This window comes from Haloferax sp. KTX1 (assembly GCF_902410085.1).
Lineage (GTDB): Archaea > Halobacteriota > Halobacteria > Halobacteriales > Haloferacaceae > Haloferax > Haloferax massiliensis.
Genome location: NZ_CABPRH010000022.1, coordinates 1 through 13,728, shown reverse-complemented (window position 1 = coordinate 13,728; position 13,728 = coordinate 1). Strand labels below are relative to the sequence as shown.

General features: G+C 69.2%; 9 protein-coding genes and 1 pseudogene. 5 read left to right on the top strand and 5 right to left on the bottom strand.

Features of this window, described 5'->3' with window-relative positions:
* The first annotated feature begins 50 nt into the window (after positions 1-50).
* Positions 51-1,409 (top strand): aminotransferase class III-fold pyridoxal phosphate-dependent enzyme, encoded by a 1,359-nt coding sequence (locus tag FY251_RS20280; protein ID WP_148416786.1) that lies wholly within the window; start codon positions 51-53, stop codon positions 1,407-1,409.
* 74 nt (positions 1,410-1,483) lie between these two features.
* Here the strand turns inward: FY251_RS20280 and ilvA are convergent, their stop codons facing one another.
* Positions 1,484-2,782: a threonine ammonia-lyase gene (gene ilvA, locus FY251_RS20275; RefSeq protein ID WP_148416785.1), complete on the bottom strand. Its 1,299-nt coding sequence runs from the start codon at positions 2,780-2,782 to the stop codon at positions 1,484-1,486.
* Positions 2,779-4,086 carry an amidohydrolase gene (locus tag FY251_RS20270; RefSeq protein WP_148416784.1) on the bottom strand — a complete coding sequence of 436 codons (1,308 nt, stop codon included), beginning with the start codon at positions 4,084-4,086 and terminating at the stop codon, positions 2,779-2,781. The genes ilvA and FY251_RS20270 overlap by 4 nt, the downstream gene beginning before the upstream one ends.
* 129 nt (positions 4,087-4,215) lie before the next feature.
* Here FY251_RS20270 and FY251_RS20265 point away from each other — a divergent pair, with 129 nt between their 5' ends.
* Positions 4,216-5,184, top strand: a complete 969-nt coding sequence (locus tag FY251_RS20265; protein ID WP_148416783.1) for a D-2-hydroxyacid dehydrogenase — start codon at positions 4,216-4,218, stop codon at positions 5,182-5,184.
* A 6-nt stretch (positions 5,185-5,190) separates the two neighbouring features.
* Entirely contained in the window at positions 5,191-8,343 is a 3,153-nt protein-coding gene (locus FY251_RS20260) for an FAD-binding and (Fe-S)-binding domain-containing protein (RefSeq protein ID WP_148416782.1), read from the top strand.
* A gap of 81 nt (positions 8,344-8,424) precedes the next feature.
* Here the strand turns inward: FY251_RS20260 and gdhB are convergent, their stop codons facing one another.
* Both gdhB and FY251_RS20250 read right to left on the bottom strand, forming a co-directional pair.
* Positions 8,425-9,729, bottom strand: coding sequence for a glutamate dehydrogenase GdhB (gdhB, locus tag FY251_RS20255; RefSeq protein WP_148416781.1), 1,305 nt, complete (start codon positions 9,727-9,729; stop codon positions 8,425-8,427).
* A gap of 29 nt (positions 9,730-9,758) precedes the next feature.
* Positions 9,759-10,937 (bottom strand): M24 family metallopeptidase, encoded by a 1,179-nt coding sequence (locus FY251_RS20250; RefSeq protein ID WP_148416780.1) that lies wholly within the window; start codon positions 10,935-10,937, stop codon positions 9,759-9,761.
* A gap of 357 nt (positions 10,938-11,294) precedes the next feature.
* On the opposite strand from FY251_RS20250, the gene FY251_RS20245 reads away from it, so the two are divergent.
* Both FY251_RS20245 and FY251_RS20240 read left to right on the top strand, forming a co-directional pair.
* Complete coding sequence (locus tag FY251_RS20245; RefSeq protein WP_148416779.1) at positions 11,295-12,317, top strand: LLM class flavin-dependent oxidoreductase; 1,023 nt, start codon at positions 11,295-11,297, stop codon at positions 12,315-12,317.
* Between the two features lie 66 nt (positions 12,318-12,383).
* Positions 12,384-12,740 (top strand): hypothetical protein, encoded by a 357-nt coding sequence (locus tag FY251_RS20240; RefSeq protein WP_089780391.1) that lies wholly within the window; start codon positions 12,384-12,386, stop codon positions 12,738-12,740.
* Between the two features lie 27 nt (positions 12,741-12,767).
* Here the strand turns inward: FY251_RS20240 and FY251_RS20235 are convergent.
* Positions 12,768-13,728, bottom strand: a pseudogene (locus FY251_RS20235) (hypothetical protein); the annotation flags it as partial.

The following is a 13,728-nucleotide window of genomic DNA, read 5'->3' as shown; positions in this document are numbered from 1 at the left end:
TCGTTCCTGAGATACCAAGTTTTAATGTACACCATTAACAAATCCTGTGTATGGATAGGGATACCGCAGAGCCGGACGCAGCAGCGCTACCCGGACCCAACGCCGAGAAGTGGGTCGAGTTCCACCACGAGCACGCCGCGCCCAGCGAGTACTCCCACGAGTTCGTCTGGGACGTGACCGCCGAGGCCGACGGCCCGTTCGTCACCGACGTGGACGGAAACGTCCTCCTAGACTTCACCTGTCACATCGGGGCCGCCCCGCTCGGCTACAACAACGAGAAGGTGCTGTCGAAGCTCCGGGAGTTCGACCTCGTCGAGCCGATGAAAATCGCCGGTCAGGACATGTACTTCGGCGCGGGACCGGACCCCGAGACCGCCGAGTTCCCGGGGTCGAGCCACCTGATGGACAAACTCACCGACGTGTCCTCTCACTACGGGATGGACACGGTGTTCCTGTCGAACTCCGGGGCCGAGGCCGTCGAGAACGCGATGAAGATAACCCACGACCGCAAGGCCCCCGCGAAGTACGGCTACGCCTTCGAGGGGAGCTTCCACGGGCGGACGCTCGGGACGCTCTCGCTCACGAAGTCGAAGGAGGTCTACACCCGCCACTACCCGCAGGTCGCGGGCATCGAGACGGTGCCGTTCTGCGCGGATTCGGGCTGTTCGGCCGGCACCTGCGACTGCGGCTTCTTCGCCGGCGGTGGCTCGCAGTTGCGGAACTCGCTGTCGCCGGAGGGCGGCCACGTCAACCCCGACGAGGTGGCGTTCGCGATTCTCGAACCGATTCAGGGCGTCGGGGGCTACCGCTTCCCGAGCGAGGCGTTCATGGCCGAGGTGGGCGACGTCTGCGACACCTACGACATCCCGCTCGTCGTGGACGAGATTCAGTCGGGCGTCGGCCGGACGGGCGAGGTGTGGGCCGCCGACCACTACCCCATCGAACCCGACGTCATCGCCAGCGCGAAGGGGCTCCGCGTCGGCGCGACCGTCTCGCGGTCCGAGGTCTTCCCGACCGAGAAGAACCGCCTCGGGTCGACGTTCGGCGGCGGCGACCTGCTCGCGTCGATGCAGGGCGCGCTCACGCTCGACGCCATCGAGGAGTACGACCTGCTCGACAACGCGACCGAGCGCGGCCGACAGGCGAAGGAGCTCCTCGCAGACGACGCGCCCGACCACGTGGTCGACGTGCGCGGCAAGGGCCTCATGCTCGCCGTCGAGTTCGACACCAAACAGCGCCGCGACGCCGTCGTCGAGGCGGCGCTCGACCGCGGCCTGCTCACCCTCGGCTGCGGGAAGAAGACGATTCGCCTCCTGCCCCCGCTCGACTCCACCGAGCGCGAAATCGAGCTGGGCGTGGGCATCTTCTGCGAGGCGATGGACGCCGTGGCGACCGAAGTGCCCGCGTGAGCGTCGGCGTCGCCGAACGAACAGCACAAAAAGACGCGGACCCGAGACGGGCCACCCTCGTTTTTCCGGACTCGTCAGGCCGACTCGGTGGACTCAACGACGCGCCTGTTCAGCGAGTGTGAGACGACCTCGACGCCGTCGAGAGCGGCCAGCGAGTCGAGCGCGTCCGCGAGGTGGTCCGGGCCGCTCCCGGCGAGTCGGACCTCGACCGGAACCCGGTTCGGCGCGTCCGCGGCGGTCCGGGCGGCGCGCTCGACGCTATCGAGTTCGGCTCCCGCGTCGGCGACGGTCTCCGAGAGGTCGCCCAGCGCCGCCGGCCAGCCGTCGAGTTCGAGACGGGCTTCGACGGCGCGCCCGAGCGCCTGCATCCCGACGCGAGTCAGTTCGGCGTGTTCGGACAGGCCGACGTTGCCGCCGGAGACGACGGCCGCGACGCGCTCGCCCTCGACGTCGACCGCGCCCGAAAGCAGCGCGGCGACCGGGGCCGCGCCGGCCGGTTCGGCGACCGTCTTCGCCCGCTCTGCGAGGACGGTCGTGGCGACTGCGAGGTCGGTGTCGCTCACCGAAACCACGTCGTCGACGCGGTCGCGGACGACAGCGAACGTCCGCTCTAACAGCCGCGCGTCGGCGATGCCCTCGGCGACGGTATCGACCTCCGAGAGCATGCGAATCTCGTCGGCGTCCAGCGAGGGCTTGGCGTGGGCCGCGCCCTCGGGTTGGACGCCGATAACGCGCACGTCTGGGTCCCGCGCCTTCATCGCGGTGGCGATGCCGGAGATGAGGCCGCCGCCGCCGATAGAGACGAGAACCGCGTCCACGTCGGGCGCGTCCGCCGCGATTTCCCGCCCGACGGTTCCCTGCCCGGCGATGACGGCCGCGTCGTCGAAGGGATGGACGAACTCCAGCCCCTCCTCGTCGGCGAGGCGCAGGGCGTGTTCGTACGACTCCTCGTAGCTGTCGCCCTCGACGACGACGTCCGCGCCGTAGCCGCGGGTCGCGTCGATTTTCACCGCCGGCGTGATTTCGGGGACGACGATGGTCGTGTCGATACCGAGCAGGTCGCCCGCGAGCGCGATGCCCTGCGCGTGGTTGCCGGCGCTGGAGGCGACGACGCCGCGTTCGCGCACCGACTCGGGGAGCTGCGCCATCGCGTTGTACGCGCCGCGAATCTTGAACGACCCCGTCCGCTGGACGTTCTCCAGTTTGAGGTCGACCCGCTCGGCCCCGCAGCGGTCGGCTATCGTCCGCGAGCTATCGAGCGGCGTCCGGTGGACCACGCCGTCGAGTCGCTCGTGGGCATCCGCCACGTCCTCGGCGGTGACGACCTCCGACGCCGGAGGGGCCGACTCGCCGGTAACGCGCCCGTCGCTCATCGGTTCGCTCCCTCGATTTCCGGCGCCGACTCGACGCCGGCGACAGAGAGAATCGAGCGCGTGAGCACGTCGACGCCGGTTTCGAGGCTTCGCTCGTCCACGTCGAACGTCGCGGTGTGGTGGCTCGTCGGGTGGTCGGTGCCGACGATGGAGTAACACGCGAGGCCGCCGTCTCGCTGGACGCGCTCCATGAGGAACGTCGCGTCCTCGCTCGCGCCGAAGTCGGCGGTCGGCACGACGCGGTCGACGCCGCGCACGTCCTCTGCGGCGTCGGCGACCGCCTCGACGAGTTCGGGGTCGCTGTCGGCTCGCGGGCTTTCGCTGACCACGTCCACGGTCGCCTCGCAGTCGTGCAGTTCGGCCGCCTTCTCGAACCGCCGGCGGAGTTCGGCCTTCGCGTACTCCATGAGTTCGGTCGTCTCGCCGCGCGCCTCGGCGACGGCCTCGACCTCGTCGGCGATGACGTTGCTCGCGGTGCCGCCTTCGACCCGGCCGACGTTGACGCGGGTCATCCCGTCGGAGTGCCGCGGGATGCCGTAGACGCTCTCGATGGCGGTGCCGAGCGCGTGGATGGCGTTCGCGCCGGCCTCCGGCGCTTTCCCCGCGTGGGCCGTCGTGCCCTCGATTTCCGCGTCGATGTGGCACATGGCGAGCGGTTTCTCGATACCGGCGACGACCTCGCCCGTCGGGTGGTCGAGGCCGACGTGGACCGCGAACAAGTAGTCGATGCCGGCGGCGTACTCGCTTTTCGCCATGGGCGCGCCGCCCCCCGAAATCTCCTCCGCGGGCTGGAAGAACACGACGAGTCGGCCCGAGAAATCGCTTTCCGTGACGGCTTCGAGCGTCGCCAGCCCCCACGTCATGTGGGTGTCGTGGCCGCAGGCGTGCATCGTCTCGCCCGTCTCCGAGCGGAAGCCCTCGGCGGCGGGGTCGTGGCCCGCGTCGTCCGACTCCTCGATGAACAGCCCGTCGATGTCGACCCGGAGGCCGACCGTCGGTCCCTCGCCGCGGTCGAGGACCGCGACACAGCCGGTCGTCCCGCCGCGGAGGGGTTCGAGGAGGTCCGGGTCGACCCCGCTGTCGAGCGCCCGCTCGTACCACTCGTCGAGTCGGTCGTCGCTCGGGACGGCCATCCGGTCTGCGGGGTCGTAGGCGTCCGCGCCGACGGCGAGTTCGTCCACGCCGATGGCGCGCAGTTCCTCGACGAGCCGCGCGGTCGTCCGGAACTCGCACCAGCCGGGTTCGGGGTGGCGGTGGAGGTCTCTGCGAAGCTCCGCTAGTCGCGCTCGAACGGCGTCGGCCATGCGTACACGTACCACTCGCCACCCACTTAAGCATAAACGGTATCCGTGGACACCGACTACGCAAAAAGACTAAGGGAGCGTCACCCAATCGATGTAGCAACCGCGCCCGCGACGCGCGCGACTCACACCATGACCGAGACAGACATCGTCGTCCTCCGCGAGGGGACCGAGGGCCTTTCGATGGAATCGTACGCCGACGCGCTCCGCGAGCGCCTCCCGGACCGGACCGTCACGCTCGCTCGGACGCCCAAACAGGAACGCGAACTCGTCGCCGACGCCCGCGTCGCCACGGGCATCACGATAGACGGGGACCTGCTGGACCGCGCCGACCGCCTCGAACTGTTCGCCTGCACGTTCGCCGGGACCGACCACGTCCCGATGGACGCGCTCGCGGACCACGGCGTCGCCGTCACCAACGCCGGCGGCATCCACGCGCCCGGCATCGCCGATCAGGCCATCGGCAACATGCTCGTGTTCGCCCGCCGCCTCCACGAGGGCTGGCGGCGAAAGCAGAGCGCCGAGTGGCGGCACTTCCAGTCCGGCGAATTCACCGACAGCACGGTGACGATTATCGGCCTCGGCTCCATCGGGCAGGCCGTCGCCCAGCGCTTGCGGGGCTTCGACGTCGAGACTATCGGCATCCGCTACACCCCGTCGAAGGGCGGGCCGACCGACGAGGTCGCCGGCTTCGACTCCGACGCGATTCACGACGCGCTCTCCCGAAGCGAGTACGTCGTCGTCGCGTGCCCGCTGAACGACCTGACCCGCGGGCTCATCGGCGACGCCGAGTTCGCCACGATGCCGACCGACGCGGTGCTCGTCAACGCCGCCCGCGGCGGCATCGTCGACACCGACGCGCTCGTGGCGGCGCTCCGGTCGAACAAGATTCGCGGGGCCGCGCTCGACGTGACCGACCCCGAGCCGCTCCCCGCGGACCACCCGCTGTGGGGGCTGGAAAACTGCCTCATCACGCCCCACACGGGCGGCCACACGCCGAAACACTGGGACCGCCTCGCCGACATCGTCGCCGGAAACCTCGGACGACTCGACGAGGGCGAGGAGTTGGAGAACCAAGTGCTGGCCCCCGAGTCGAACTGACTCCCGATGGCGACGCAGGAACGACCCGACGACCCTCGCGGCGACCGGCAGGCCGACCCGAACGCTGACTCGCGTGTCGACCCCAGTAACGACCCGCGCGCCGACTACGACTACGTCGGCGGCGACACCGACCGCGAGGCGCTCGTCTCCGACCTCGACCGCCTCGTCGACGGCGACGTGCGCTTCGACGAGTACACCCGACAGCTGTACGCGACCGACGCCTCGGCGTACGAGGTGCTCCCCGTCGGCGTCGTCATGCCGACCTCGACCGCCGACGTGGCGGCCGTCGTGGAGTACTGCGCGGACCGCGAGATTCCCGTCCTCCCGCGCGGCGGCGGCACGAGCCTCGCCGGACAGGCCGTCAACGAGGCGGTCGTCATCGACCTCTCGCGGCACATGGACGGGGTCGACTCGGTGGACCCCGAGACGACGACGGCGACCGCGCAGGCCGGGGTCACGCTCGCGGACCTGAACACCGCCGCGGCCGACCACGGGCTCACGTTCGGCCCGGACCCCGCCGCGGGCGACCGGAGCGTCCTCGGGGGCGCTATCGGCAACAACTCCACCGGCGCGCACTCCCTGAAGTACGGCAAGACCGACTACTACGTCGAGGAGTGCGAGGTCGTCCTCGCCGACGGGAGCGTCCACCGGTTCGGCGAGGTGCGCGTTGACGACCTCCGGGAGAAGGCCGACCCCGACAGCGACGCGTGGGGTGCCGACGGCCCGGCGAGTCCGCTTCTCCCTCGAATCTACGCCGAGGTCGTCCGCGTGCTCGACGAGGAACGCGACGAAATCGACGCCCGCTACCCGGACCTCAAGCGCAACGTCTCGGGATACAACCTCGACGCGCTGGTCGAGGAGGCCCGCGGGGAGCGCCCGCTGGCCGACGGGACCGGTACCGACCCGGACTGCGAGTCCGGGACCGTGAACCTCGCGCGCCTGCTCGCCGGGAGCGAGGGGACCCTCGCCGTCGTGACCGAGGCGACCGTCTCGCTCGAACCGCTCCCGGAGACGAAGGCCGTCGCGCTCCTCACCTACGAGGACGTGTTCGACGCCGCCGCCGACGTGGCTCCCATCCTCGACCACGACCCGGCGGCGGTCGAACTCATCGACGACGTGCTCATCGACCTCGCGCTCGACACCGCCGAGTTCCACGACGTGGCGGCGTCGCTCCCCGACGGGACCCGCGCGGCCCTGCTGGTCGAGTTCTACGCCGACTCCGACGCCGAGGGCCGGCGGAAGGTCGCCGACCTGCTGACCGCCCGCACGCCCTCGGTGACGCCGGAGGCGACGCCGTCTTCGGGCGTCGGCGTCGCCGACGACGCCCGCGCGTTCGACGCGCTCGAAGCCCACGACGAGGCGGCCCGCGCGGGGCTCTGGGAGATGCGCAAGGCCGCCGCGCCCATCCTGCTGTCGCGGACGACCGACGAGAAGCACATCTCGTTCATCGAAGACTGCGCCGTGCCGGCCGACGAACTGCCGGGCTACGTCGAGCGCTTCCGCGAGGTCATCGACGACCACGACGCCAACACGAGTTTCTACGCCCACGCGGGGCCGGGCGTCCTGCACGTCCGCCCGCTGGTCAACACGAAGACGCTCGACGGCCTCGACTCGTTCGAGACCATCGCCGACGAGGTGACGGACTTCGTCGTCGAGGCCGGCGGGTCGGTGTCGGGCGAACACGGCGACGGCCGCGCGCGGACCCAGTGGAACCGCAAACTGTACGGCGACCGCCTCTGGAACGCCTTCCGCGACCTCAAGACCGCGTTCGACCCCGACTGGCTCCTGAATCCGGGGCAGGTCTGCGGCGACGTGTCCATGACCGAGAACCTCCGTTTTTCCCCCGACTACGAGTTCGACGCCGGCTTCGACCCCGAACTCGACTGGGACACCGAAAACGGTTTTCAGGGCATGGCGGAACTCTGCCACGGCTGTGGCGGCTGTCGGGGCGGCCAATCGACCACCGGCGGCGTGATGTGTCCGACCTACCGCGCCACGGAGGAAGAAGGATTGTCCACCCGCGGCCGCGCGAACATGCTCCGGCAGGCGATGAGCGGCGACCTCGACGCCGACGCGACCGACACCGAGTTCATGCGCGAGGTGCTGGACCTCTGTGTCGGCTGTAAGGGCTGCGCCCGCGACTGCCCCAGCGAGGTGGACATGGCGAAACTCAAAGCCGAGGTCGAACACGCCCACCACCAGTCCGAGGGCGCGAGCCTCCGGGACCACCTGTTCGCCGAGGTGGACCGGCTGAACGCGCTGGGCTCGCGGCTCGCCCCGCTTTCGAACTGGGCGGCGAAGCTCCCGGGCGCGCGGACGGTCATGGAGAAGACCGTCGGCATCGCCAGAGAGCGGTCGCTTCCGACGTTCCACCGCGAGTCGCTGGAAGACTGGTTCGAGGCGCGGGGCGGCGCTCGCGTCCCCGAGGCCGATGCGACCGACAAGGTGCTTCTGTTCCCGGACAGCTACACCAACTACAACCACCCCGACGCGGGGAAGGCCGCGGTCCGCGTCCTCGAAGCCGCCGGCGTCCACGTCTCGATTCCCGACGACGTGACCGCGACCGGCCGACCCGCCCACTCGAAGGGCTTCCTCGACCGCTCGCGGGCGCGCGCCGAGACGAACGTCGACGCGCTCGCGCCCCGCGTCGACGCCGGCTGGAGCGTCGTGCTCGTCGAGCCGTCGGACGCCGTCATGTTCCAGTCGGACTATCTCGACTTGCTTTCGAGCGAGGACGCCGAGCGCGTCGCCGCCGAGACCTACGGCGTCATGGAGTACCTCGACGCGAAGCGTCTCGTGGAGGGACTCGCTCCCGACGGGTCTGCGTCCGCCGAGACGCTGACGTACCACGGCCACTGCCACCAGAAGGCGACGCGCAAGGACCACCACGCGGTGGGCGTCCTCCGGCGCGCCGGCTACGACGTGGACCCGCTCGACTCCGGCTGTTGTGGCATGGCCGGGAGCTTCGGCTACGAGGCCGAACACCACTCGCTGTCGAAGGCTATCGGCGGCATCCTCGCCGACCAACTCGGCGAGAGCCGCGGCGACACCGTCGTCGCCCCCGGCGCGTCGTGTCGGACGCAACTCGAAGACATGGACGGCGCGGCCGACGACCCGCCACATCCGATAGAGAAGGTCGCCGACGCGGTCGCTGACTGAGGAGCGCGCCGAAAAAGAAACCGGACCGCACCGCGGCCCTCGGGTCGCGGGTCGATTGGGGGTCGCGCGAGGCTCAGCCGCTCAGGGCCAGAGGCCCCGCGTCTCCTTCGCGCCGCCGATGCGGGTGAGCGCGACGACGTAGGCCGCGTCGCGCCACGTCAAGTCGCGTTCTTCGACGTGTTCGCGGACTGCGTTCCACGCCTTGAGCATCTCCGCTTCGAGTTCCTCGTGGACGCGTTCGAGCGACCACTGGCGGCGGTTGATGTCCTGGAGCCACTCGAAGTACGAGACCGTCACGCCGCCGGCGTTGGCGAGGATGTCGGGGAGGACCGGAATCCCGCGCTCTTCGAGGACGGCGTCGGCCGCGAACGTCGTCGGCCCGTTCGCGCCCTCGACGACCATCTCCGCCGAGACGGCGTCGACGTTCTCGGTCGTGATGACGTTCCCGATGGCCGCGGGGATGAGCACGTCAACGTCGAGTTCGAGCAGTTCCTCGTTCGTGAGCGACTCGGGGGCGTCGTAGCCCGACACCATGCCGGGGCGCTCGTCGTGGCCCTCGACGTCCTGCGTGTCGAGGCCGTCGGGGTCGTAGATGGCCCCGTCTACGTCGGAGACGGCGACCACCTTCGCGCCCCACTCATCGAGGAGCCGGGCGGCGTTCGCGCCGACGGAACCGAACCCTTGGACCGCGACGGTGGTGTCTTCGATGTCCCAGTCGTAGAAGTCGATGGCTTCGCGGGTGACGATGGCGACGGAGCGGCCGGGAGCCTCCTCGCGGCCGTACGAGCCGCCGATGACCGGCGGCTTGCCCGTCACGACGCCGGGCGTCGTCTCGCCCTGTTGCATCGAGTAGGCGTCCATGAACCACGCCATCTCCTGCGGGCCGGTACCCATGTCGGGCGCGGGAACGTCCTTCTTCGGCCCGACGACGTTGCGAATCTCCTCGGCGAAGCGGCGCGTGAGTCGCTCGCGCTCCTCGTCGGAGAGCGTCTTCGGGTCGACCGCGACGCCGCCCTTGCCGCCGCCGAACGGCAGGTCCATCACGGCGCACTTCCACGTCATCCACATCGAGAGGCCGATGCACTCGTCGGCGGTCACTTCCGGGTGGTAGCGAAGCCCGCCCTTGTACGGTCCGCGCACGTCGTCGTGCTGGGCTCGGAAGCCCGTGAACACGTCGAGGGAGCCGTCGTCGCGGCGGAGCGGGACCGACACCTGCTGGACTCGCGTCGGGTGCTTCAGGCGCGCGACGACGCCGTCGTCCACGTCGGCGTGACTCGCCGCCCGTTCGAGCTGTCTGCGCGCCGTCGCCAGTGCCGTCTCGGGCTCGGACCCCGAGCCGCCGTCGGTGACCGCCTCGCCGTGTCGATTTTTGCCATCTTCGTTCATCCTATTAGGGCTGTGACCCCGAGTCATAATTAGGTTGTGAATAGTCGCCGGGGGAAGTCGGCCAGCGGCTCCGCCCCGTCGGCCGTGACGACGAACGTCTCGCTGAGTTCGACGCCGAAGTCGTCGAACCAGAGGCCGGGGATGGTGTGGAACGTCATGTTCTCTTCGAGGACGGTCTCGTCGCCGGGGCGGAGGCTCGCCGTGTGCTCGCCCCAATCCGGCGGGTAGCCGAGGCCCATCGAGTAGCCGATGCGGTCTTTCTTCTCGATGCCGTACTCGGCGATGGTGTCGCGCCACGCCCTCTCGACGGCCTCGCAGGTCACGCCGGGTTCGACCGCGTCGAGGGCGGCCTCCATCCCCTCGACGACGATGTCGGCCCGCCGGGACAGCTCTTCGGGGGGGTCGCCCACGAACGTCGTCCGCGCGAGCGGCGAGTGATAGCGGTGCCGACAGCCGGAGAGTTCGATGATGACCGGGTCGCCGTCCTCGAACTCGCGGTCGGTCCACGTGAGGTGCGGCGTGCCGGTGTGGTCGCCCGAGGGCATCAGCGGGACGATAGACGGGTAGTCGCCGCCGTAGTCCTCGGTGCCCTCGATGAGCGCCGAGTAGATGGCCTCGGCGGCCTCGTACTCGGGGACGCCCGCCTCGATGACGTCGAGGCCGGCCCGCATCGCGTTCTCGGAGATGCGGGCGGCCTCGCGCATGTAGTCGAGTTCGGCGTCGGACTTCTTGATGCGCACGCGGTTCACGAGGAGCGTCGTGTCCTCGAAACTCGCCTCGGGGAGGTTCTTCTGCAGGCGCGTGTACGACTTCGCGGTGAAGTAGTAGGCGTCCATTTCGAGGCCGACGCGCGCGTCGGCGACGCCGAGGTCCTCCAACACGGCCGCGACGAAGTCCATCGGGTGGAGGTCGTGCGGCGACTGCACGTGGTCGTCGCTGTACGGCCGGATGCTCTCGTCGCCCAACGTGGTCGTCGCGCGCGCGCCGTTCGCGTCCATGTCGCGGCCGACCCACACCGGCTCGTCGCGGTCCTGCGTCACCACGACGCCCTGATGGACGTAAAAGGACCAGCCGTCGTAGCCGGTGAGGTAGTTCATGTTCGCGGGGTCGCTCACGAAGAGCGCGTCCAGTCCCCGCTCGGCCATCCGCTCTTTCGTCCGGGCGATGCGTCTGTCGTACTCGGCGCTGTCGAATACGGCTCTTGGCATGGGAACCTCTATCGAACCATCGGATAGAGCCCGTAAAAATTTTTTGTGGACCGTGGTGACGGATACTGTGTACACGGGAGATATGCGAGAGTGACACTATTGGGTTATTTAGACAATATTTCATCAGAGTCCGTGGGAGATAATAATTGAGTCGTTGGGGTACTAATTGCTATTTCCGTATTGTGCGTTCCTTACCCAGGTATAAACTCAGATATCCTAGATTATTTGGGTTATTTGAAAAACGTGAATTATAGTAAAGATTATTTAGAGCAATACTATCTGTTTTAGAAACCGCAGGAACAGTACGCATCTGCTGGGAGCCCAATCGTTATTCCTCGCAGTCTCGGAGGCGGGGGTATGGACCTCTCTATCGTCGACCTCTCGCCGGTTCCAAAGGGTGGGACCGCGACCGACGCGTACGCGAACACCGTCGAAACCGCCGCGCAGGCCGAGCGACTGGGCTACTCGCGCTTCTGGGTCGCCGAGCACCACGGCATGGCGAGCACCCTCGCGGGGACGACGCCCGAAGTGTTGCTCGGCCACCTCGCCGCGAAGACCGACTCGATTCGGCTCGGCTCCGGCGCGGTGTTGCTCAACCACTACAGCCCGTTCAAGGTCGCAGAGCAGTTCGGCGCGCTCGACGGGCTCGCACCCGGTCGCGTCGATGCCGGCCTCGGGCGGGCGAACGGGTCGCCCGCCGCGGACCAAGCCCTCGGGACGGACCGGCACGTCGAGGACCCCGACGGCGACCACGCCGAGAAGGTCGAGGCCGTCGTCAACCACCTCTACGACGACTACCCCGACGAGCACCCCTACGCCGACCTCGAACTCCCGCGAGGGGACGGCGACCCGCCGGTCCCGTGGGTGCTCGGGTCGAGCCCGTCGAGCGCGACCATCGCGGGCGAACTCGGGTTACCCTACTGCTTCGCGGGCTTCATCAGACCGCAGTTCGCCGTCCACTCGTTCGAGGAGTACCGCGAGAGCTTCCGGGCGTCGCCGCTGGCCGGCGGCATCGACGAACCCCACGGGATGGTCGCGGTGAACGCCGTCTGCGCCGAAACCGACGAGGAGGCCGCGCGGCTCCGCGCGGTGGCCGAGGCGACGTACAAGCGGATGCGCCGCGGCGAGGTCGGTACGAGGCCGACCGTCGAGGAGGCGATAGACGAACTCGGCGGGGTTCCCGAACCCACGCCCGCGACCCTCGGGGCGAAGGAGTGGCCGCGCGCGATTTCCGGCAGTCCCGAGACGGTTTCGGGGCTGTTGGACCAGCTCGCGGAGCGCGTCGGGGCCGACGAGATGATGATTCAGCACGTCGTCGGCGACCACGAAGACGGACTCCGCTCGCACGAACTGCTCGCCGAGGGCGTCGGCCTCGTCTGACGCGCCCGTTTCCGAGACAGTCCGCCGGCCCGGACGATTCATATTGCGGTCCCCGGAATAAGGAGTGTGTCACGCCTTCGGCATCTCCGACTCGAAGACACGCCCTTCGAGGCCAGAGAGTTCTCGCTGCTCTGGCTCATCGCGCTCGCGACCTACGGCGTCGGCGACATCGTCACGACGCTGACGATTCTCTACTACGAGCGTCGGTTCGACGAGGCGAACGCCCTCCTCGTGGCGAGCACGGACGCACTCGGACGGTGGGGGCTCGTCCTCCCGAAGCTCGCCGTCTTCCTCCTCTGTCTCGGCATCTGCGTCTACGGCGCTCGCGTGGGCGATAAGGTGCTGTACTACCTCCCGCCGGTCGCGCTCGCCGTCATCGGAGCGTTCGCCACGGCGTTCAATCTCCGGCTCTTCGTCGGGTGAGCGGCGGAAAATCGGGGCGAAGAGCGCTCAGTCGGTCGCCTGTTCGAGCGTGAAGACGAACTCCACGTCGACGCTGTCGGTCTGTATCTCGTTGCCCGCCGACTCCCGAATCTGCCACTCGACCACGAGCGACAGCGACTCCCCGCCGTCGAGTCGGCCGAGCGAAACCGACTCGTTCCACACGTCGGCGAAGTCGAGATACGTCGTCTCGTCGCCGAGGACGTAGGTGCTCGTCCCGTTTTCCCGCTCGACGCGGAGCCGGACGGCGAGCGCCTCGTGGAGTTCGCCCTCGTCGGCTCCGCCGGTCGAATCGACCGACAGTTCGGGGCCGGAGCGGCCGTTCTCGGCTGACTCGAACGGCATCGAGTCCAGCGTCAACACGCCGGGGTCGCGCCCGCGGTTGGTGAGCGTCCCCGTCGAGTCCCCCGCGGAGCCGGGCGCGACCGACTGCGTGTCGAGAAGCGAGACGCCCGCCCCGCCGGAGCCGAGTTCGAGGTCGACGCCCTCCGGGGCGCTCCCGGCGGTGTTCTCGACGGTCACGTCGAACGACGCGGTCTCCTCGGTTCGGGCGACTTCGGTCGAGCCGCGGAACAACACCGCGGTCACGGAGACGTAGCCCGTCGTGACGGCGGTCTCGCCGTCGTCGGAAGCCGCGAAGCCGGCGGTTCGGTCGCCGTCGGCGTAGGTCACGTCGGAGCCGAGCGCGGCGGCGACGTCAACGGGGCTCGACTCCCGGGTAATGACGCGACGCTCCTCCTGCCAGCCCTCGTCGGGGACCCACGCGTTCACCACGAGCACGACGCTGTCGACCGCGCCGGTCCACGAGAGCGTCCCGGTCACGGGACCGCTGAGCGACCCGACCGTCCCGTCGGCGCTTCGGACCGTCGGCGGGTCGGCGGCCCCGACCGAAAGCGTCGGGTCGGGCGATGCCGACGATGCGGCCGTGGTCGTCGTTTGACTGCCGCCACCACCGCCTCCACCACCGCCC

Excerpts from the sequence above, each read along its gene's own strand:
- FY251_RS20280 (WP_148416786.1), top strand. The coding sequence starts at position 51 with ATGGATAGGGATACCGCAGAGCCGGACGCAGCAGCGCTACCCGGACCC.
- ilvA (WP_148416785.1), bottom strand. The coding sequence starts at position 2,782 with ATGAGCGACGGGCGCGTTACCGGCGAGTCGGCCCCTCCGGCGTCGGAG.
- FY251_RS20270 (WP_148416784.1), bottom strand. The coding sequence starts at position 4,086 with ATGGCCGACGCCGTTCGAGCGCGACTAGCGGAGCTTCGCAGAGACCTC.
- FY251_RS20265 (WP_148416783.1), top strand. The coding sequence starts at position 4,216 with ATGACCGAGACAGACATCGTCGTCCTCCGCGAGGGGACCGAGGGCCTT.
- FY251_RS20260 (WP_148416782.1), top strand. The coding sequence starts at position 5,191 with ATGGCGACGCAGGAACGACCCGACGACCCTCGCGGCGACCGGCAGGCC.
- gdhB (WP_148416781.1), bottom strand. The coding sequence starts at position 9,729 with ATGAACGAAGATGGCAAAAATCGACACGGCGAGGCGGTCACCGACGGC.
- FY251_RS20250 (WP_148416780.1), bottom strand. The coding sequence starts at position 10,937 with ATGCCAAGAGCCGTATTCGACAGCGCCGAGTACGACAGACGCATCGCC.
- FY251_RS20245 (WP_148416779.1), top strand. The coding sequence starts at position 11,295 with ATGGACCTCTCTATCGTCGACCTCTCGCCGGTTCCAAAGGGTGGGACC.